The following is a 17658-nucleotide window of genomic DNA, read 5'->3' as shown; positions in this document are numbered from 1 at the left end:
GAGGATCAAAGTCGCTCCAGGCGACTCAGCGCCGCACGCAGCGTCTCGTCCTTCTTGGCATAGCAGAAGCGGATGACCTTCTGGTCGAAGCCGTCGCCGTAGAAGGCCGACAGCGGGATGGCCGCCACACCGATCTCCGACGTGAGCCATTGGCAGAATTCGGCTTCGGGCAGGTCGCGCTCGGGCACCGCCAGGGCGGAGATATCGACGCACTGGAAATAGCTGCCTTCGCTGGGCAGCAGGCGAAAGCGGGTTTTCTCCAGGCCCGCGCGAAACAGGTCGCGCTTGGCGGCATAGAAAGCCGGAAGCTCAAGGTAAGGCGCGGGGTCAGCCATGTAGGCGGCCAGGCCGTGCTGCATGGGGGTGTTGACCGTGAATACGTTGAACTGATGCACCTTGCGGAATTCGGCGGTCATTGCAGCCGGCGCGCAGACGGTGCCGACTTTCCAGCCGGTCACGTGGTAGGTCTTGCCAAAGCTGGACACGATGAAGGCCCGCGCCGCAAGGCCTGGGTAGCTGGCCGCACTCAGGTGCTGGTTGGGCGCATAGACCATGTGCTCGTACACCTCGTCGCTGATCAGCAGCACCTCGGTGGGCGCCAGGATCTCCTGCAGCTTGCGCATGTCCGCGTCGGTCCAGACGGTGGCGCTGGGGTTGTGCGGACTGTTGACGATGATGGCGCGGGTGCGCGGGGTGAGGGCCGCTGTGATCTTGTCGAAATCGGGGCGGAACGTGCCCGGCGTCAGCGGCACCGGCACGGCCACGCCGCCAGCCAATTCGATGTTGGGCACGTAGCTGTCGTAGCAGGGCTCCAGCACGATGACTTCGTCGCCGGCACGCACGACGGCGAGGATCGCCGTCAGGATGGCCTGGGTGGCACCCGCCGTGATGGTGATTTCGGTCGCAGGCTGATAGGCCCGTCCATACAGGGCTTGAACCTTGGCTGCGACGGCCTCGCGCAGCGCGGGCACGCCCGGCATGGGCGGGTACTGGTTGTGGCCCCGCTGCATCGCATCGGTCACCGCCTGAATCAGCCGGGGATCGCAATCGAAGTCCGGAAAACCCTGGCCCAGATTGACGGCCCCCTTCTCCGCGGCCAGGGCCGACATGACGGTGAAGATGGTCGTGCCGACCTTGGGTAGCTTGGTCTGAAGGGAAGGGGTGTGCTCGGTCATGATGAGTCAATGGCAGTGTTGGGACGAGCGGATCATCCGCCCCGCAAGGACTGGCTAGTTGGGGGGCAGCGCGGAAGATCCGCCCCGGAAAATCTCATAGTTCATAGTCGTTGACGTGACCCGTCATGGCCCGGGACACGACATTTCGGTTCAGCCGGTCGCTTACGAGCTCGGCGAACTTGTACACGAAGTTGCGCAGATAGGCGCCGCGCCGGAAGGCCACACGCGTGATGTTCTGCCCGAACAGGTGTCCCATCGGACGGATCGCCAGGTCGCCGCCGGCCTCGACCGGTTTGAAGTCGCGGACGGCCACCTCCGCCACGATACCGATGCCCAACCCGAGCCGCACATAGGTGGTGATGACGTCCGAGTCGATGGCTTCCAGCGCGATGCGCGGTGTGAGCTTGCGTTGGGCAAACGCGTGGTCGATCCGGGTGCGCCCTGTATAGGAAGGGTGGTAGGTGATCAACGGTTCGTGCGCGATATCTTCCAGGCTGATGCGTTCCTTGCGGGTAAGAGGATGGTCCGCCGGCAGCACCAGCACATGCTGCCATTCGTAGCAGGGCAGAGTGACGAGTTCGGCGTAGTCCGAGAGCGATTCGGTTGCGATGCCGATCTCGGCCACTTCGTCCATCAGCATGCGAGCCACCTGATCCGGTGAACCCTGATGCAGGCTGATGTTGACCTTGGGATAGGCGATCCGCAGCTTGGCCACGGGTGCCGGCAGCACGTAGCGCGCCTGCGTGTGCGTGGTCGCAATGCTCAAGGTGCCGCTGTCCTGGGCGCTGAACTGTTCGCCGATGCGCTTCAGGTTGCTCACTTCGCGCATGATCAGGTCGATGCTGGCAAGCACATGCTGGCCGGGCTCGGTCACGCGTTTCAGCCGCTTCCCGTGGCGGGCAAAGATGTCGACGCCGAGCTCGTCTTCGAGTTCGATGATGGCCTTGGACACGCCCGGCTGGGAGGTGTGCAGCGCCTTGGCGGCTTCGGTGAGGTTCAGATTGCGCCGCACGGCTTCCTGAACGAAACGGAACTGGTGGAGATTCATATTGAAATGCGCATAAGGCAGCGCCTTATTGTTTCACATACGATCTAAAGACGCTGGATCAGCCCAAAGCCATGTGCGCAAGCAGGTCGGTCAGGCGTCGGTCTTCGCCAACGGCGGGTTGAAGCACGAATTCCACGCCTTGGTGACGCTGCCGCAGATCGGCAAGCAAGACCGGAAGGTCTTCGCGGGCGTGTCGCCCCACGCCTAGGAACATCGGAAGCACCGTGACCCGAGTGGCGCCATCGGCCACCACGGTATCCACCGCCTCCAGGAGGTCGGGCTTTGTGAGTTCCAGAAAAGCGCAGACGACCCGTGCCTGCGGGTCGATCTCGCGGATGCGCGACGCAACGGCATCCATGGGTTGGCGCCAAAGTGGATCGCGTGACCCGTGTCCGAAGAGCACGATGGCAGTGACCGGGAGAAGGGTGGCAGGAGACATTGATTGGGTTACCTTCGAAGGACCAGCCAGCCAAAGGCCGCCAGCGAAATCACGGAATAGATCAGACTGGGCGAGGCTGCCGTCAGCCAGGGGTGCCAATTCTGCAGATTGCCGATGAAACTGAACACGTTGTTGAGCAGGAAAAAACTGATACCCGCCATCACCCCACCAAACACATAACCCGCGATGCCACCCGCGCGGAAATGCAGATAGGCAAAGGGCAGGGCGAGAACCACCATCACAAGACAGCTCAGGGGGTAGAAAACCTTTCGCCAGAACTCGATCTGGTAGCGCTGGGCGGACTGCCGATTGGCCTCGAGATGGCGCATGTAGACAAACAGGTCGACGATGCGCATGCGCGAGGGATTCAACACCGCGGCAGACACCATCTCCGAAGTCAGTTCGGTCGGCCAGCGGTACGCGGGCATCGCGGTGCGCGCCATGCTGGCGCTGTCGCCTTCGCCCTTGTTGAATTCCGTGCGCTGAACGTTCACGAGCGCCCAGGCCCCAGGCACGAACTGTCCCTTCTCGGCCTCGATCAACGCGTGGAAGTAGCCTTCGTCATTGAACTCGAATATCCGCACGCCGCTCAGGCTGCCATCGGGCAGGATCGCCCGAACATTGACCGATGCGCTGGACTCCTTCTGCCGCTCTTTCAGCCATGCGCCGGTCTGGCCAACCGAGATCCTCCCCTGGAAGCGCGCTTTGAGCAACTGTGCCGCCCGATCGGCGGGCGGTGCCAGATAGTCCCCAATCAGGAACGTCAGGGCGACAAAGACCAGGCCCAGCTTCAAGAGCGTTTTCAAAGCCAGCCAGGGGCCAAGGCCGCTGGTGCGCAGGATCGTGTACTCGGAGCTTTGAGCCAGTCGGGCCATGACAAAGACACACCCGATCAGGACCGCGATCGGCAGCAATTCATAAAGGTGACTCGGTACCAGCAGGCAGACGTAGAGCAGGGCATGGGTCAGCTGATAGCCCAGGGGGCCGTCGCGACCGATCGCGGGCAGTTCGTCGACCAGATCAAAAAAGAAGAACAGGGACAAGAACCCCAGCGCCACGTAAAGCACGGCATTGAGGATCTCCGCGTAGACCAGACGCCGGACCGTCTTCATGAGGAAATGGCCGCGGCGTTGCGGCTCCGTGGGCGCCACAGCGCGGCCAGCGACCAGTTCTGATGGCGGCTGGCAATCCAGCCGACCGCAAGCGCAAACGCGCCGCCATGCAGGATCAGAAGGTAAGCCCCCATCCCGATGCGTCCCCCCGCAATCCAGGTCTGCCCCAGACTGATCAGGTTGTAGTAGACGACAAACGTGAGCAAGGCCAGGACCAGATTGCCGCCGCGCCCGCTGCGCGGGCTGATGCCGGGCACTGTGACGGCGATCAGGACGAGGTTCACCGCGGCAAGCGCCAGGCCAATGCGCCAGGCGAGTTCGGCCTTGTTGGCCCGCGTCGGCTCACGCAACAGGGTCAGAGTCCGGACGGCCTTGGCAGGGGCCGCGTACTCCGTGGCCAGCACGTCATCGGGCACCCTTATGCCGTAGGATTCGAACTGGCTGAGCTTTTTCTCCAGTGTGCCTGTGGCAGGAGAATCCAGCCGTTGTCCGTTATCCAGCAGCAGGAAACGCTCGCCATTGACGAACTCGATGCGGCCACTGCGCGCCGACGTCACAGATGTCTTCCCATTCAGGCTGGACGCGATGAAGACGTTGCTGCCGGACTTGTTGTCCGCGGACTCCTTGTCAATGAAGAACACACGACTGCCGTCAGCCGATTCCTGGAAGCGTCCCGGCGCGACACGTTCGATGTTTCCGCGTTTCTCATAACGCACCTTCAATTCCAGCACCTGCTGATTGGTCCAGGGCCAGATCAGCAGCGCCAGCACGGTGATGGCAATCAGGACCGGCCACGCAAACCACCACAGGGGGGAAATGAAGCCCGCCAGACCACGGCCGCTTGAATGCCAGATCACCATCTCGCTCTCGGCATACATGCGGGAAAGCGTGCCGACAATCGCGATGAAGAGACTGAGTGTCAGCAGTACCGGCAAGTACCCCAGCACGCTGAATCCCATCACCATCATCACTTCCGACGGATTCACGACCCCGCGCGAAGCCTGACCAAGCGTGCGGATCAGGATGATGGTCATCACGATGGTGATCAGGACCACCAACGTCGCACCGAAAGTCCGTGCCAGCTCCTTGCGGATGGAAGAATGGAATAACATCAGTTTCAAGGAAAAAACGAATTATGAACTTTGAACTTGCTTCCATGAGCCTGGGCCTGATGGCCGACGACGCGACGGATCTGTTGCTGGTTCTGGTGCCGGATGGTTTCAAGCCCGGTCGCGACCGCCTGTCGCGGCTGATTGGCGAGGCCATGAAGTCCCAAGCGCTGGAAACCAAGGCCGGCAAACTCCTGTCCGCATGGCGCGCGCCGGGTGTGGCCGCTGAGCGTCTGGTGTTGGCCGGCGCCGGTGACGGATCGGCGGTTCAGGTCCGAACGGCCGTTTCTGCGGCCATGGCACATGTCAAATCGGCCGCGTGCCGGCGCCTGACCGTTGCTTTTGCAGGGCCTTGCGCCGGCGGCGCATTGCGTGCCGCCGTGCTGGCCGTGGCCGATGGCTCCTATGTCTACACCACGACCAAGTCCAAACCGGAAGGACGCAAGGTGCACGATGTGGTGATCGCCGTCGCCGCCGCAGATGACGCCCTTTCCGAGTCCTTCAGGCAATCCGCGGCGCTGGTCTGCGGCATCGAGTGGGCCAAGGAATGGGCCAACCGTCCGGCCAACCACGCCACACCCCGTCAATTGGCCGAGGCTGCCCTGTCGCTGGCCAAGGGAAAGATCGCGTGCACCGTCCTCGGGCCCAAACAAGTGGCCAAGCTGGGCATGGGCGCCTTCCAGGCGGTTGCACAAGGATCTCAAGAGCCCCTGAGGTTCATCGAGTTGCGCTATGACGGCGCCGCCAAGGGCGAGCCGCCGGTCGTTCTGGTGGGCAAGGGCATCACGTTCGACACGGGTGGCATTTCCATCAAGCCGGCGCCGGAGATGGACGAGATGAAGTTCGACATGTGTGGCGCCGCCAGCGTCCTGGGCGTGTTCCGGACGCTTTCTGAACTCAAACCAACAATCAATGTCGTAGGGTTGATCCCGGCTTGTGAAAACATGCCGGGCGGAAAGGCCGTGAAGCCCGGTGACGTGGTGACCAGCATGAGCGGGCAGACCATCGAGATCCTGAACACCGATGCGGAGGGGAGGCTGGTGCTCTGCGACGCGCTGGCCTATGCAGCGCGTTTCAAGCCACGCGCCGTGGTGGATATTGCGACGCTGACCGGCGCCTGCGTGATCGCGCTCGGCGGTGTGCGCAGTGGACTGTTTTCCAGCAGCGATGCATTGGCTGCGGCCTTGCTGACTGCCGGAGAGTCGTCGCTGGACCTGTGCTGGCGGTTGCCGCTTGACGATGAATACGCAGAAGGCCTGAAGAGCCCGTTCGCCGACGTCGCAAACGTGGCGGGGCGGGCGGGCGGCGCGGTGACAGCAGCCAAGTTCCTGCAGCGTTTCGCATCCGGATTGGACTGGGCGCACCTGGACATTGCGGGTACGGCCTGGAAAGGCGGCGCGGCCAAGGGCGCAACAGGACGCCCGGTGGGGCTTCTCGTCGACTACCTCCTGTCGGTTGTGAAGGAACAGGGGGCCCGTGGCAGTATGCCAACCAAGGCAGGCCGAAGCGGCCGTTCGACCGGTACGCGCAGCAAGGGCGGCCTGTGAATATGAGTCAGGTGGCTTTTCACCTTGATGCGCCGGACAAGGCGGGTTACACCTGTCGTTTGCTGCGCAAGGCGGCCGGTCTGGGAACGAAGGTACTGGTCACCGGTGAACGGATCGAACTGGACCAGCTGGACAGCACGCTCTGGTGCTTCGCACCACGTGAATTTGTTCCGCATTGCCGCTCCGACGCGCCGGCGGAGGTGCTGCAGCGCTCAGCCGTCATCCTGGCCAGCCCCGGCCTCCCACAGGCCCTTGAGATGACGGTTCTGGTTCATCTTGGTGGGCCTTTGGCGATCGATCTGGAACGGTTTGAAAAGGTCATCGAGGTGGTCGGGCAGGGTGAGCAGGAGCGCGCCGAGGCGCGCGTCCGCTGGAAACAATATGCGATGCAGGGCCACGAACTGACGCACCACGATGCGTCGCAGATCGGGCGCCGCCATGACTGAGCCCAAGCCCATGCACCGTTTTGTGCCCACGCTGACGGAAGTGGTGCAGCCTCCTCCGGCGATGCATGTGCCTGAGCCGTTGCCGATCACGCCGGAGGTTCTGGAGGGCATTGTCGATGCGGCCTTGAAGCGGGTTGAGGCGGGCTTGACGCAGAAGTTGCCGGAATTGATGGCGGTGCTGTTGCACGAGCAGGCGCTTGCGATCAGCGAACGCTTGCGACGGGAAATCCGCAGCACGGTTCGCGAATCGGTGCAAGCGAGCCTGGCGCAGGCGATTCCGGAGCTTCGCCACGTTCCCACATCCGGCGCAGGCATTCGCAGTGCGGCGCCGCACGTTTCGGGCACGACCTGAATAAGTGCAATTTTGGGTACAGTAAAGCGCCTTATCTGGGGCACCCTAGCGTGTTCCCTATGGCTCAGGCCTGGAAATTGCGTTATGTTCACGGCCGTTGAGCTATAAATCCAATCCTCAACCTTTCACTACTTGGAGATCTTTTTATGCAATTGAAGTTGAAACTGACCGTAGCCGCTGCCATCGCCTGTGTGGCCGGTATGGCCTCCGCGCAAGACACGCAAGTGGTCAAAATTGGTCACGTCGCTCCCATGTCGGGTGGCCAGGCGCACTACGGCAAGGACAACGAAAACGGCGTGCGCATGGCCATCGAAGAGCTGAACACGCAGAACATCGTGATCGGCGGCAAAAAGATCCGTTTCGAAATCGCGGCTGAAGACGACGCGGCCGATCCGAAGCAGGGTGCTGCAGTTGCACAGAAATTGTGCGATGCCAAAGTGGCAGGTGTTGTCGGGCATCTGAATTCCGGAACCACCATTCCTGCATCAAAGGTCTACAACGATTGCGGCATTCCCCATGTGACGGGCGCAGCAACGAACCCGAACCTGACCAAACCCGGCTACAAGACGACGTACCGCATCATTGCGAACGACAATGCGTTGGGCGCCGGCCTGGCTTTCTACGCAGCTGATGCGCTGAAGCTGAAGCGCATCGCGGTGATTGATGACCGTACTGCGTATGGTCAGGGTGTGGCGGACGTCTTCAAGAAGACCGCGCAATCCAAGGGCATCCAGATCGTTGATGAGCAGTTCACCACCGACAAGGCCACCGATTTCATGGCCATCCTGACCGCCATCAAATCCAAGAATCCTGATGGAATCTTCTTCGGCGGCATGGACCCACAGGCGGGTCCGATGCTTCGCCAGATGGAACAACTTGGTCTGGGTAACGTGAAATATTTTGGCGGTGACGGCATTTGTACCGCGGAAGTTGTAAAGCTTGCGGCTGGCGCCAAGACCGTTGAAAACGTGGTTTGCGCTGAAGGCGGTGCTTCTTTGGCAAAAATGCCCAGCGGTAACGCGTGGAAGGCCAAGTATGACGCCAAGTACCCGGGTCAGTTCCAGGTTTACAGCCCCTACACCTATGACGCCACGTTTGTCCTCGTCGACGCCATGAAGCGCGCCAACTCCACCGATCCGAAGGTCTACACCGCGAAGTTGATCGATGCCAACTACAAAGGCGTCACGTCCACCATTTCCTTCGAACCGAATGGCGAATTGAAGAATCCTGCCATGACCTTGTACGTGTACAAGGATGGCAAGAAGGTTGCCTTGAACTGATTTCCTCGGCTTCGAGACTCAAGAAAAAGCCACCAAACGGTGGCTTTTTTTCTTTCTCTTGTTGGGCGACCTTTCGAGACGACGGGGTTGCCGATCGACCCTGGTGCATTCCGTTCGGTCCGTCTAGGCAATAGTTAACATAATATACATCGTATGAAGTTACATAATCGGAAAGAGAGGTAGCTCCACGACCACGGAACATCACCACTTGCCTCGGGGTTGCCGGCTGCGGATGAAAGCAGCAATCAGTTCCGAAGATTCCTTGCGATTGGCGCGATTGGCAAAGTCGATGGCCGTCAGGCCCTGGAGGTTCTTCAACATCGGATCGGCACCCTCATCGAGCAGCAGCTTGACCGCTTCGGGGGTGCCGTAGTGCGCGGCCATCATCAACGGCGTGGTGCCGCTGGGCGCCTCTGCATCGATGTACGCGTTCTGTTCGAGCAGGAATCGAATGAGCGTCAGGTGGCCATTGGTTGCTGCATAGTGCAACGCAGTCCAGCCCGTCTTGTTGACGTGAGCGCCTCGAGCAACCAGTCGGCGGGCAAGCTCAAGGTCGCCTTTGAGCGCGACGATCATCAGCGGGCTTTCGTCCTCCTTTGTCCGGGGTTCAACGTCGGTTTTAGGCCAGTCGATCAGCACGCCGGCAACCTTGGGCGATGGCTCGCTGACCGCCACGAACAGCCCGTGGACGCCCTTGGGGTCCCGCGCATTCGGATCGAAACCTCGCTTCAGGAGCGATTCGACCGTTCGCGAGTCATCCTGCTTGATGGCAACGAAGTAGTCCTCATAGGATCCAGCTTTCGCTGGAAAAAAAGCAATAAAAACAAATAGATAAATAAAATACTTCATGTATTTAATCATCAAGCGCTCCGCAGGAAAAGCCGATCAAAATTCTCGCTGGTTTGCTTGGCGATTTCCTCAATGGAGCAGCCCCTGAGGCGCGCCAGTTCGGCGGCCACATAGGGCACGTATGCGGGATTGTTCGTCTTGCCGCGGTACGGCACGGGGGCCAGATAGGGGCTGTCTGTCTCGATGAGCAAACGATCCATTGGCACCAGCGACGCGACTTCACGCAGCGAGCTTGCGCTTTTGAAGGTGAGAATTCCCGAAAAGGAGATGAAAAAGCCCATATCGAGGGCGGCGCGGGCAACCCGCTCGGTCTCGGTAAAGCAATGAAACACGCCGCCAACGGACCCCAAGGCGCCGTCCTCGCCTTCCTCTCGAAGGATCGCGATGGTGTCGTCGGCCGCTTCTCGGGTATGGATGATCAATGGACGTCGGACCTGGCGCGCGGCGCGGATGTGAACCCGAAAACGGTTGCGCTGCCATTCCATATCGGCCACTGAACGCCCGCCTTTGCGTTGCTCCATCTGATAGTAATCAAGCCCGGTTTCGCCGATGCCCACCACCTTGGGGTGGGCCGCGCGCTCGATCAGATCGGCAACGCTGGGCTCGGTGACGCCTTCATTGTCCGGATGCACACCCACGGTCGCCCAGAAATCGTCGTGTTGGTCGGCCAGTGCCGCCACCGCGGTGAACTCCTCGAGGGTGGTGCAAATGCAAAGCGCGCGGGTGACCTGCGCCTGCGCCATTGCCTCGCGGATACGTGGCAAATCAGCCGCCAGTTCGGGAAAGCTCAAGTGGCAATGGGAATCGGTGTACATGAATGAAGGGGAAAAATGGATCCACCGGGCTCGGCGGAATGCATTGGAATGTGTCTTGCGGGTCGCTCCACGACCAGGATCAAGGCGGTGTACCGCTCAGCGACCGACCTCTCAGACGGTCTGTGTGGGCCGTTCCGAAGCCAGGTGGGAGCCCAGCACTTCCTCGATCTTGAGCTTGAGCAAACGCGACTTTTCGTCAGACGGGAACCGGATGCCGACGCCCTGGGTGCGATTGCCAGTCGCTCGCGCCGGCGTCACCCAGGCCACCTTTCCCGCAACGGGATAACGCTGAGGGTCGTCCGGCAGCGTCAACAAAACATAGACATCGTCGCCGAGCCGGTATTCCCGTGTGGTCGGAATGAAAATGCCACCGTCCTCGAACAGCGGGATGTAGGCCGCATACAAGGCCGCCTTTTCCTTGATCGCCAGTTGGATGACGCTGGGCCGGGGTGTGGAGGGATTGACAGCGGTCATGGGTGGTAATCCGATGCGCTGAGTTTAGGGCAAATGGAAGATGTGATGCGCCTGTGTGGCAAGGTCTTCCAGTGCGAGGCCCGGGTTGAAAGGGTGTTCGGCTGTGCGCGCAGCCCTTGCCAGCGACTGCGCCCATCCGCTCAGCCGGGCGATCGACATCCGCGCACTGGTTTCGGGCAGATCGGCGGCGTCAAAAAACCTCGGAGGGGCGCCACACCCCTGGCTCAACAGGTCGTGACAGAGCTTCTGCAGCACCGTTATCGCTTGCGCGGGCGTGAACCCTGAAAGTGCGCCGACGTCGCCGCGCGCCAGCGCTCGGGGCAATCGTGGCCAGCTTTCGGCTGGCGGGCCGGACCGGCCCAGGAGCAGCGCATCGTCGGGCCGGCCGCCGGCAATGCGCAGCAATGCGCGGGCATCGGCCGGAGGAAATCCCTGGGCAGCGAGCCAATCCAGCGCAGCGGACATCTCCGGCCACGCCATCGCGTGGCCCATGCAACGACTGCGGATGGTCGGCAACAACAGATGGGAAGCCTCCGTTGCCAGCACGAACTTCACATCACCCGGCGGCTCCTCCAGCGTCTTGAGCAGTGCGTTGGCCGTGACGTGGTTCATCCGCTCCGCCGGATAGACCAGCACCACCTTTGCGCGGCCGCGCGCACTGGTGCGCTGGGAAAACTCGATCGTCTCGCGCATCGCCTCGACACGAATTTCGCGGCTGGCCTTGCGCTTCTTGTCGTCAATTTCGGCTTGCGCCTTTTCGCCAAGGGGCCATCCCCTTTCAATCAACACCGTTTCTGGCATCAACACGGCAAGGTCTGCGTGGGTCCGCACGTCGATCGCATGGCAGCTGCCGCAGTGCCCGCATGCGCCCTCCCCTGACGGCTGATCGCACAGCCAGGCGCTGGCCAGTGACAACGCCAGATCGTATTGACCGAGACCGGACGGACCGTGCAGCAACCAGGCATGGCCGTTTTGTGCCAGCAACAGCCGGGCCTGATCAGCAACCCAAGGGGCCATGGCCAGACCGGCGGTCATGATGTCAGGTATCCGGAAGGGATGGCGGCACGCACGCTGGCCCATACCGCTTCGCGCCCCTGCCCTGCATCAATGCGCGCGAAACGGTCGGGATCCAATGCCATGCGGCGCGCATAGCCGGCTCGAACCTGCTCAAAGAAAGCCACCGGCTGCGCTTCGAAACGGTCGGGAACACGAGTTCCCGCCAGCCGGGCCGCCGCGATGTCCGTTGCAAGGTCGAACCAGAGCGTCAGGTCGGGCTGCCTGATTCCGTCGCCCGGCGCAACGGATGTTTGCTGCACCCAGCGCTCAAGGGTTGACAGGATTTCGAGGTCAAATCCACGTCCGCCCCCCTGGTAGGCAAATGTCGCATCGGTGAAGCGATCACAGATCACCACGTCGCCTTTGGCCAGCGCCGGCTCGATGACCTGCTGCAGGTGGTCTCTCCTTGCCGCAAAGATCAGCAAGGCCTCGGTCAGCGCATCCATCGGATCCCCCAGCACAATGGCGCGCAGTTTCTCCGCAAGCGGCGTGCCCCCAGGCTCCCGCGTCAAGGTCACACTGCGTCCAGCCGCGCGAAACGCTGCAGCCAAAGCGTCGATATGAGTGGACTTGCCGGCGCCGTCGATCCCTTCGAAGGTGATGAAGAAAGGCTGGTTCATGCCGTCATTGTCCTCGCTGATACTTGTTCACGGCGCGATTGTGCTCATCCAGTGTCGCGCTGAACTGGCTGGTGCCATCACCGCGGGCCACGAAATAGAGGGCCTTGGTCTGAGCGGGCTGCACAGCGGCCAGCAAGGATGCGGCGCCCGGCATGGCAATCGGTGTGGGCGGCAAGCCGGCGCGGGTATAGGTGTTCCAGGGCGTATCGGCCAGCAGATGGCGTTTTCGCAGATTGCCATCGAACGATGTGCCCAGACCATAGATGACGGTGGGGTCGGTCTGCAGCAACATGCCCGAACGCAGGCGATTGGTGAACACGCCGGCAATCAAGGCGCGGTCGGCCGGCTTGCCGGTCTCCTTTTCAACAATGCTGGCCAGGATCAAAGCCTCCTGCGGGGTCTTGAGTGGTGTGTCAGGTGCGCGCTGCGCCCAGGCCGCATCGAGTTTTCGGTCCATGGCGTGCAGTGCGCGCCGCAAGACCGCCAGATCACTGGACCCCTTGGCATACGTATAGGTATCCGGGAAAAAGCGTCCCTCAGGTGGCTCGCCGGGGCGCTCCAACGCCGCCATGATGGCTTCGTCCGTGAGGTTCTGGGTTTCGGGCTTCATCGCCTCGGCGCGGGCCAGCGCCTGGCGCACCTGGCGCCAGTTCCAGCCTTCGACCAAGGTAACGCTGCGCAGGCTCTCCTCCCCTCGCACCAGCATCCGCAGCAGGGACACCGGCGTCACGCCGGTGACCAGTTCATAGCTGCCGGCCCGGATCTGGCGCGCATCGCCGGACAACCGAAACCACCAGTACAGCAGAAACGGGTTGACGTCGGCACCGGCATCCGCGCTCGCCTGGGCCACTGCGCGCGGCGATGTCCCGGGTTCGATGGACAGGTCCAGAGTGGGTGCCGCCAGGGGCAGCGGATGATGCAGCCACCAGGCGACCGCCAGGCCCAGCGAGCCGGCCATCAACAGCCCGATGATCAATATGCGACGCACAACCCTGCAACCTCCAGGAATGGGATCGGGCATGATAATTCACCCATGAACGAAGCCGCTTCCATCCACCTCAACGGCGTAGCCGCTCTGCCCCATCTTGGCGTGATCCGCGTCGAGGGCGAAGACGCCGCCAAATTCCTCCAAGGGCAGTTGACCCAGGATTTCGTGCTGCTTGAACCGTCACGGGCGCGCCTTGCCGCCTTTTGCTCTGCCAAGGGGCGGATGCAGGCGAGTTTCATCGGCCTGCGACACGGCGCGGACGGATTCCTGCTGGTCTGCAGCCGGGACATTCTGGGACCGACATTGAAGCGCCTGAGCATGTTCGTTCTTCGGGCAAAAGCCCGGCTGACCGATGCGACCGCCGAGTTTCAGTTGGCGGGGCTCGCCGGTGATGCTATCAGTGCAATAGCAGGAAATGACCGTCAGACGCTGGGAGTTGAGGAATTCTTGGGCGGAAAGCTGATCTGGCTGCATCCGGCTGGTTCGCAGCAGCGGGCGCTCTGGATCGCCGCGGCCCAAACGCCCCTCCCGCCAGGTTTGGCGCTGGATATGGGGATTTGGCAGTGGGGAGAGGTTGCGAGCGGTATTGCCATGGTGACCGCGCCGATCGTGGATGCGTTCGTGCCCCAGATGCTGAATTACGAGTCGGTTGGCGGTGTGAACTTCAAGAAAGGGTGTTACCCGGGGCAGGAAGTCGTGGCACGCAGCCAGTTCAGGGGAACCCTGAAGCGTCGGGCGTTTCTGGTGCATGGCGAAGCCGCCATGGTCGCCGGCCAGGACGTCTTTTCGGCACAGGATCCGGATCAGCCTTGCGGCTTGGTCGCGCAGGGCGCTGCGTCACCGCGCGGCGGATATGACGCCATTGTTTCGGTTCAGATCAGTGCAGCGGCATCCGGGGATCTGCACCTGGGTTCGGCTCAGGGGCCCGCTTTGAGCTTGGCGCAACTGCCCTACCCGCTGCTGGACGACATCTGACGCCGGGCAGGCCGCTGTGCCTGTCTCACCGACGGGGGCGGCTTGGCCCCCTGTGCTCAGAGGCGCGCCTGATAAGCCGCCGGAATCTGCGCGCGGGTTGCGGCCTTGTTGGCCTCCGGCGCAGCGGCCATGGCAGCCTTGTAGGCCGCGAGTGCCTTGCTTTCGTCCTTCACTTCCGCTACCGATGCATAGATGTTGCCGATCTTGAGCCAGCCGTCCACCGCCTGTTCGGGCCATCGCTGGCTCCGAAGTTCAAGCGCCTTGAGTGCCATTGGCCAATCCTTGGCGCGGGCCCCCAGCACGTAGGCCGCATTGATCAGATCGAAGTCATACTCCCCGGCTTCCATCAGTTCCTTCGACCGGCGGTAGGCCTGCGGCTCATTGCCGGTTCGGCTCAAGAGGATGACTTCCAGTGAGTTCACCGATGTCGCCTTGGGCTGGAGCGCCTTGGCCCGTGTGAGGTACTCCAGCGCTTTTTCGTTCTGCCCGATCTGGGCATATCCTCGCGCCACGTTGGACATGATGGCGACCACATAGGGGCGCGAGCTGAGCACCGACTCCCAGATCCAGACCGCATTCTTCCAGTCGCCCCACTTGGCCATTTCGTCGGCCACCATCGGCGTGATCTTGCGGTAGTGCGGGTTGATGTCCGTGCCTTCCTTGATCAGGGTCAGCATCTCGCGTTTGGTCTTGTCCCACTTGGGGTTCTGGTAGTCGCCTGACTGCGAGACCGCGAGTGCGAGCTTGACAGCACGGACAATCTTGCTCTCGCTGGCTGCCGCCTGTTGCGTGATGAAGGTCGCCAACGCCAGGTAGACCATCATGACCACCGCGCCCGCCCGCGAGTAGGCGGGTTTCCAGGGGATGCGGGTGCAAGCTGTCACGCCGCTGTAGCCCAGGCGGGCGTCGGAGGCACCCAGAATGGCCAGCATCAACCCGAACAAGGCGCCCGTGCTGGCCATGCGCCAGGGGAAGCCAGCGTTGCTGATGATCAGGAACATCAGCATGGCCAGCAAGGTGATGGCGCGCATCGGCGCCTCGGCCTGGGCCTCGGGGCTGTCGTCCCGCAGCGTTTTCCAGGCGGCCAGGCTCAGATAACCAAACAGAGCGAGCAGGAACAGCCACCCCACCAGCCCGTATTCCGCCAGCAGCTGCAGGATCTCGTTGTGCACGTAGTAGTCGGTCTCCAGCTGGGAGCCTTCGTCCTGGTACAGCGGGATGTCGACTTCCCAGGCGCCGGCACCCACGCCGGAGAACGGGCGCGCCTTGATGATCCGCGCGGTGGCCTTCCACATTACCAGACGCACCGAGAACGATCGCTGGGTGTATTCCTCGGTCTGCGTCATCGACTTGGAGCGGGCGAAAGCGCGCTCCAGCGCGTTCATGCCACGCTGCTCCAGCCGGTGCTCTTCGATGAGCTTGGGGTTGCCCGTGTGGATCAGTCCCAGGCCCAGCGTGCTGCCCAGCAGCACACCGAACAGGAGGATTCGGCTGCGGGCGCTCCAGGCCGAAAAGGCAAACTGCTTGCGGTACCGGTACAGGATTACCGGCAACACCAGAACCATCGCCAGCATGGCCAGCAGCGCCGACCGGGTGCCGGTCATCATGATCGCCACCAGGTTGAACGCGGTGCTGAACGCGAGCAAGGCGATCAGGGCCGCGTCCTTCACCCGCGCAATGAGCATGGCCGAGAACGGCAGCGTGCAGACCACGAATTCGGCGAAGAAGTTGCGGTTGACGAAGGTCGACGCCGGGTTGGGCCCCTGCGGGAAGTACCTGAAATCGGTCCAGAACTGCAGCGCCGTCCACAGTGATGCCACCACCGCGCCCCAGTGAATGCCCCAGAACAACAGCGGAACGCGCTCGCGGCTCAGCGTGTTCAGGCCCAGCCACAGCAGCAGGCCCAGGATGAACCAGCGAATCGCCTCGACCCCGCCCAGGTAGGCGTGCGACCACGCCATGCTGCCGATGGCGTAGAACATCAGCGCCAGCGGCAGCCACATGAGCGCGTGCCAGCGCAGGGCGTCGCGGCGGTTGCGCTGACGCCAGAAAAACATCAGGCCCGCGCCCAAGACCGCGAACGACACCACGATCGACTTCAGCGTGTCCTGCAGCATCTCCTCGTGGGGCACGCCCACCGCGGGGGCCAGGAACATCATCAGCGCCAGGATGATGACGGTCCAGTCGCCCCACACGATCTCGACCGGCAGGCTCAGGGTCGGCGGCTTGAGGGCGCGTATGGGAGGGCGGGCTGCGGGGTCTCTCCCGGCCGCTGCGTCAGCCGTTGCCGCGGTCGACGCGGCCGCAGCGGCCGGCCGGTCGGTCGGCTGGAGCTTGGCCGCGGCCGCGTTGCGTTTTTTCTTGGTTGCCATGAATCAGAAATGACGTGGTGAAAGGCCGCCGGGTACTCCGGCAAGCACCGGACGCGGCAAACTTGGTATTGTCGCCGTTTCAGGGGCAGCGCCGGGATTGGCTTTCCGCGGCCGGGCGCCCTTCAGCGCCGCCGAACCATTTCGACGTGGGGTATCCCCGCCTCATCGAAGTCGGGGCCCCGCTCCTCGAACCCCAGCCGGGCGTAGAACCCGGCCGCACTGCGCTGCGCGCTGAGCACCACTTCCTGGTCGCCGCGCGCCCAGGCCGCTGCCAGCAGGGCCTTCAACACATCGGCGCCCCGCTGCGTGCCGCGCATGACGCGGATCACTGCCATGCGGCCGATGCGGCCGACGCCCGGCGCCTCGGTCAGCAGGCGCCCGGTGGCCAGCGGCTGGCCCAGGCGGTTGCGCACCACGGCATGCAAGGCGGTCGCATCTGCCTCGTCCCACTCTATCTCCATCGGAATCGCCTGCTCCTGAATGAACACTTCGGTGCGCACCCGCGCAGCGTCCGCGCCCAGAGCGGCCCATTCACCCTGCACCAGCTCCACCACCGACCGGCCTGCCTCATAGTCTTCCAGGATGCCGCGCAACACGGGCGGCACCGGCCGCGAGGTCTGGGTGCGGGGGTCGGCAAAGACGTAGATGAGCTCGCCGGTGATCAGCAGCTGGTCGCCGCGGAAGATCGCGCACACAAACTGCATGGACGAGGTGCCGATGCGCGCGCAGCGCATCGCCACGTCGATCTGGTCGTCGGCCCGGGCCGAGGCATGGAACTCGACGATGGCCTTTTTCACGTACAGATCGCCTTCGAGGTGCTCCATCGCCGCCTCATAAGGCAGCCCGATCGCGCGCCAGTAGTCGGCGATGGCCGTGTCGAAATACATCAGGTAGTGGGCGTTGAAGACGATCTTCTGCATGTCCACCTCGGCCCAGCGCACCCGCAGGCGGTGAAAGAAGCGGAAATCCTGGCGTTTCATGGCGAAATCTCTCTGATAAAA

At 62.6% G+C, this 17658-nt stretch carries 18 protein-coding genes; 5 read left to right on the top strand and 13 right to left on the bottom strand.

Going from position 1 to position 17658, the window contains the following annotated elements:
• Nucleotides 1–5 precede the first annotated feature (5 nt).
• From ACMUOY_RS00205 to lptF, 5 genes are all read right to left on the bottom strand, one after another.
• Complete coding sequence (locus tag ACMUOY_RS00205) at nucleotides 6–1175, bottom strand: pyridoxal phosphate-dependent aminotransferase (protein ID WP_413889857.1); 1170 nt, start codon at nucleotides 1173–1175, stop codon at nucleotides 6–8.
• A 94-nt stretch (nucleotides 1176–1269) separates the two neighbouring features.
• Entirely contained in the window at nucleotides 1270–2223 is a 954-nt protein-coding gene (locus ACMUOY_RS00200; RefSeq protein WP_413889855.1) for a CysB family HTH-type transcriptional regulator, read from the bottom strand.
• 58 nt (nucleotides 2224–2281) lie between these two features.
• Nucleotides 2282–2662, bottom strand: coding sequence for a sirohydrochlorin chelatase (locus ACMUOY_RS00195; RefSeq protein WP_413889853.1), 381 nt, complete (start codon nucleotides 2660–2662; stop codon nucleotides 2282–2284).
• An 8-nt stretch (nucleotides 2663–2670) separates the two neighbouring features.
• Complete coding sequence (gene lptG, locus ACMUOY_RS00190; RefSeq protein WP_413889851.1) at nucleotides 2671–3774, bottom strand: LPS export ABC transporter permease LptG; 1104 nt, start codon at nucleotides 3772–3774, stop codon at nucleotides 2671–2673.
• The gene (lptF, locus tag ACMUOY_RS00185; RefSeq protein WP_413889849.1) at nucleotides 3771–4886 is read right to left on the bottom strand and encodes an LPS export ABC transporter permease LptF; all 1116 of its coding nucleotides are present in this window, start codon (nucleotides 4884–4886) and stop codon (nucleotides 3771–3773) included. Before lptF ends, lptG begins: the two co-directional genes overlap by 4 nt.
• A 23-nt stretch (nucleotides 4887–4909) precedes the next feature.
• Between lptF and ACMUOY_RS00180 the strand changes: the two genes are divergently transcribed.
• The 4 genes from ACMUOY_RS00180 to ACMUOY_RS00165 all read left to right on the top strand — a co-directional run bounded on the left by ACMUOY_RS00180 (nucleotide 4910) and on the right by ACMUOY_RS00165 (nucleotide 8508).
• Entirely contained in the window at nucleotides 4910–6430 is a 1521-nt protein-coding gene (locus ACMUOY_RS00180; RefSeq protein ID WP_413889847.1) for a leucyl aminopeptidase, read from the top strand.
• Between the two features lie 2 nt (nucleotides 6431–6432).
• Entirely contained in the window at nucleotides 6433–6876 is a 444-nt protein-coding gene (locus ACMUOY_RS00175; protein WP_413889845.1) for a DNA polymerase III subunit chi, read from the top strand.
• Nucleotides 6869–7228, top strand: coding sequence for a hypothetical protein (locus ACMUOY_RS00170; RefSeq protein WP_413889843.1), 360 nt, complete (start codon nucleotides 6869–6871; stop codon nucleotides 7226–7228). Before ACMUOY_RS00175 ends, ACMUOY_RS00170 begins: the two co-directional genes overlap by 8 nt.
• 146 nt (nucleotides 7229–7374) lie before the next feature.
• Nucleotides 7375–8508: a branched-chain amino acid ABC transporter substrate-binding protein gene (locus tag ACMUOY_RS00165; RefSeq protein ID WP_413889841.1), complete on the top strand. Its 1134-nt coding sequence runs from the start codon at nucleotides 7375–7377 to the stop codon at nucleotides 8506–8508.
• Nucleotides 8509–8709: 201 nt separating this feature from the next.
• Here the strand turns inward: ACMUOY_RS00165 and ACMUOY_RS00160 are convergent, their stop codons facing one another.
• The 6 genes from ACMUOY_RS00160 to mltG form a co-directional block, all read right to left on the bottom strand.
• A complete protein-coding gene (locus ACMUOY_RS00160; RefSeq protein WP_413889839.1) occupies nucleotides 8710–9369 on the bottom strand; it encodes an ankyrin repeat domain-containing protein in 660 nt (219 codons plus the stop codon).
• Complete coding sequence (locus tag ACMUOY_RS00155) at nucleotides 9369–10172, bottom strand: TatD family hydrolase (protein WP_413889837.1); 804 nt, start codon at nucleotides 10170–10172, stop codon at nucleotides 9369–9371. The genes ACMUOY_RS00160 and ACMUOY_RS00155 overlap by 1 nt, the downstream gene beginning before the upstream one ends.
• Before the next feature lie 111 nt (nucleotides 10173–10283).
• On the bottom strand, nucleotides 10284–10646 hold the full coding sequence (locus tag ACMUOY_RS00150) for a PilZ domain-containing protein (protein WP_413889835.1): 363 nt from the start codon (nucleotides 10644–10646) through the stop codon (nucleotides 10284–10286).
• Nucleotides 10647–10670: 24 nt separating this feature from the next.
• Entirely contained in the window at nucleotides 10671–11681 is a 1011-nt protein-coding gene (locus tag ACMUOY_RS00145; protein ID WP_413889833.1) for a DNA polymerase III subunit delta', read from the bottom strand.
• Nucleotides 11678–12322, bottom strand: coding sequence for a dTMP kinase (tmk, locus tag ACMUOY_RS00140; RefSeq protein ID WP_413889831.1), 645 nt, complete (start codon nucleotides 12320–12322; stop codon nucleotides 11678–11680). Before tmk ends, ACMUOY_RS00145 begins: the two co-directional genes overlap by 4 nt.
• Before the next feature lie 4 nt (nucleotides 12323–12326).
• Nucleotides 12327–13280 (bottom strand): endolytic transglycosylase MltG, encoded by a 954-nt coding sequence (mltG, locus tag ACMUOY_RS00135; protein WP_413890222.1) that lies wholly within the window; start codon nucleotides 13278–13280, stop codon nucleotides 12327–12329.
• Between the two features lie 75 nt (nucleotides 13281–13355).
• Here mltG and ACMUOY_RS00130 point away from each other — a divergent pair, with 75 nt between their 5' ends.
• A complete protein-coding gene (locus ACMUOY_RS00130) occupies nucleotides 13356–14285 on the top strand; it encodes a YgfZ/GcvT domain-containing protein (RefSeq protein WP_413889829.1) in 930 nt (309 codons plus the stop codon).
• A 56-nt stretch (nucleotides 14286–14341) separates the two neighbouring features.
• Here the strand turns inward: ACMUOY_RS00130 and ACMUOY_RS00125 are convergent, their stop codons facing one another.
• Together ACMUOY_RS00125 and ACMUOY_RS00120 are read right to left on the bottom strand one after the other, a co-directional pair.
• Nucleotides 14342–16657, bottom strand: a complete 2316-nt coding sequence (locus ACMUOY_RS00125; protein ID WP_413889827.1) for an O-antigen ligase family protein — start codon at nucleotides 16655–16657, stop codon at nucleotides 14342–14344.
• A gap of 122 nt (nucleotides 16658–16779) precedes the next feature.
• Nucleotides 16780–17637 (bottom strand): YbgC/FadM family acyl-CoA thioesterase, encoded by an 858-nt coding sequence (locus ACMUOY_RS00120; protein ID WP_413889825.1) that lies wholly within the window; start codon nucleotides 17635–17637, stop codon nucleotides 16780–16782.
• Between the last annotated feature and the right edge of the window lie 21 nt (nucleotides 17638–17658).

This window comes from Candidatus Skiveiella danica (assembly GCF_022705245.1).
GTDB lineage: Bacteria > Pseudomonadota > Gammaproteobacteria > Burkholderiales > Burkholderiaceae_C > Skiveiella > Skiveiella danica.
The sequence above is the reverse complement of the archived record's forward strand: the minus strand, read 5'-3'. Positions and strand labels throughout refer to the sequence as shown.

What these genes read in the sequence shown, in the direction of transcription:
- ACMUOY_RS00205 (WP_413889857.1), bottom strand. Translation starts at nt 1,175, where the DNA reads ATGACCGAGCACACCCCTTCCCTTCAGACCAAGCTACCCAAGGTCGGC.
- ACMUOY_RS00200 (WP_413889855.1), bottom strand. Translation starts at nt 2,223, where the DNA reads ATGAATCTCCACCAGTTCCGTTTCGTTCAGGAAGCCGTGCGGCGCAAT.
- ACMUOY_RS00195 (WP_413889853.1), bottom strand. Translation starts at nt 2,662, where the DNA reads ATGTCTCCTGCCACCCTTCTCCCGGTCACTGCCATCGTGCTCTTCGGA.
- lptG (WP_413889851.1), bottom strand. Translation starts at nt 3,774, where the DNA reads ATGAAGACGGTCCGGCGTCTGGTCTACGCGGAGATCCTCAATGCCGTG.
- lptF (WP_413889849.1), bottom strand. Translation starts at nt 4,886, where the DNA reads ATGTTATTCCATTCTTCCATCCGCAAGGAGCTGGCACGGACTTTCGGT.
- ACMUOY_RS00180 (WP_413889847.1), top strand. Translation starts at nt 4,910, where the DNA reads ATGAACTTTGAACTTGCTTCCATGAGCCTGGGCCTGATGGCCGACGAC.
- ACMUOY_RS00175 (WP_413889845.1), top strand. Translation starts at nt 6,433, where the DNA reads ATGAGTCAGGTGGCTTTTCACCTTGATGCGCCGGACAAGGCGGGTTAC.
- ACMUOY_RS00170 (WP_413889843.1), top strand. Translation starts at nt 6,869, where the DNA reads ATGACTGAGCCCAAGCCCATGCACCGTTTTGTGCCCACGCTGACGGAA.
- ACMUOY_RS00165 (WP_413889841.1), top strand. Translation starts at nt 7,375, where the DNA reads ATGCAATTGAAGTTGAAACTGACCGTAGCCGCTGCCATCGCCTGTGTG.
- ACMUOY_RS00160 (WP_413889839.1), bottom strand. Translation starts at nt 9,369, where the DNA reads ATGATTAAATACATGAAGTATTTTATTTATCTATTTGTTTTTATTGCT.
- ACMUOY_RS00155 (WP_413889837.1), bottom strand. Translation starts at nt 10,172, where the DNA reads ATGTACACCGATTCCCATTGCCACTTGAGCTTTCCCGAACTGGCGGCT.
- ACMUOY_RS00150 (WP_413889835.1), bottom strand. Translation starts at nt 10,646, where the DNA reads ATGACCGCTGTCAATCCCTCCACACCCCGGCCCAGCGTCATCCAACTG.
- ACMUOY_RS00145 (WP_413889833.1), bottom strand. Translation starts at nt 11,681, where the DNA reads ATGACCGCCGGTCTGGCCATGGCCCCTTGGGTTGCTGATCAGGCCCGG.
- tmk (WP_413889831.1), bottom strand. Translation starts at nt 12,322, where the DNA reads ATGAACCAGCCTTTCTTCATCACCTTCGAAGGGATCGACGGCGCCGGC.
- mltG (WP_413890222.1), bottom strand. Translation starts at nt 13,280, where the DNA reads ATGGCCGGCTCGCTGGGCCTGGCGGTCGCCTGGTGGCTGCATCATCCG.
- ACMUOY_RS00130 (WP_413889829.1), top strand. Translation starts at nt 13,356, where the DNA reads ATGAACGAAGCCGCTTCCATCCACCTCAACGGCGTAGCCGCTCTGCCC.
- ACMUOY_RS00125 (WP_413889827.1), bottom strand. Translation starts at nt 16,657, where the DNA reads ATGGCAACCAAGAAAAAACGCAACGCGGCCGCGGCCAAGCTCCAGCCG.
- ACMUOY_RS00120 (WP_413889825.1), bottom strand. Translation starts at nt 17,637, where the DNA reads ATGAAACGCCAGGATTTCCGCTTCTTTCACCGCCTGCGGGTGCGCTGG.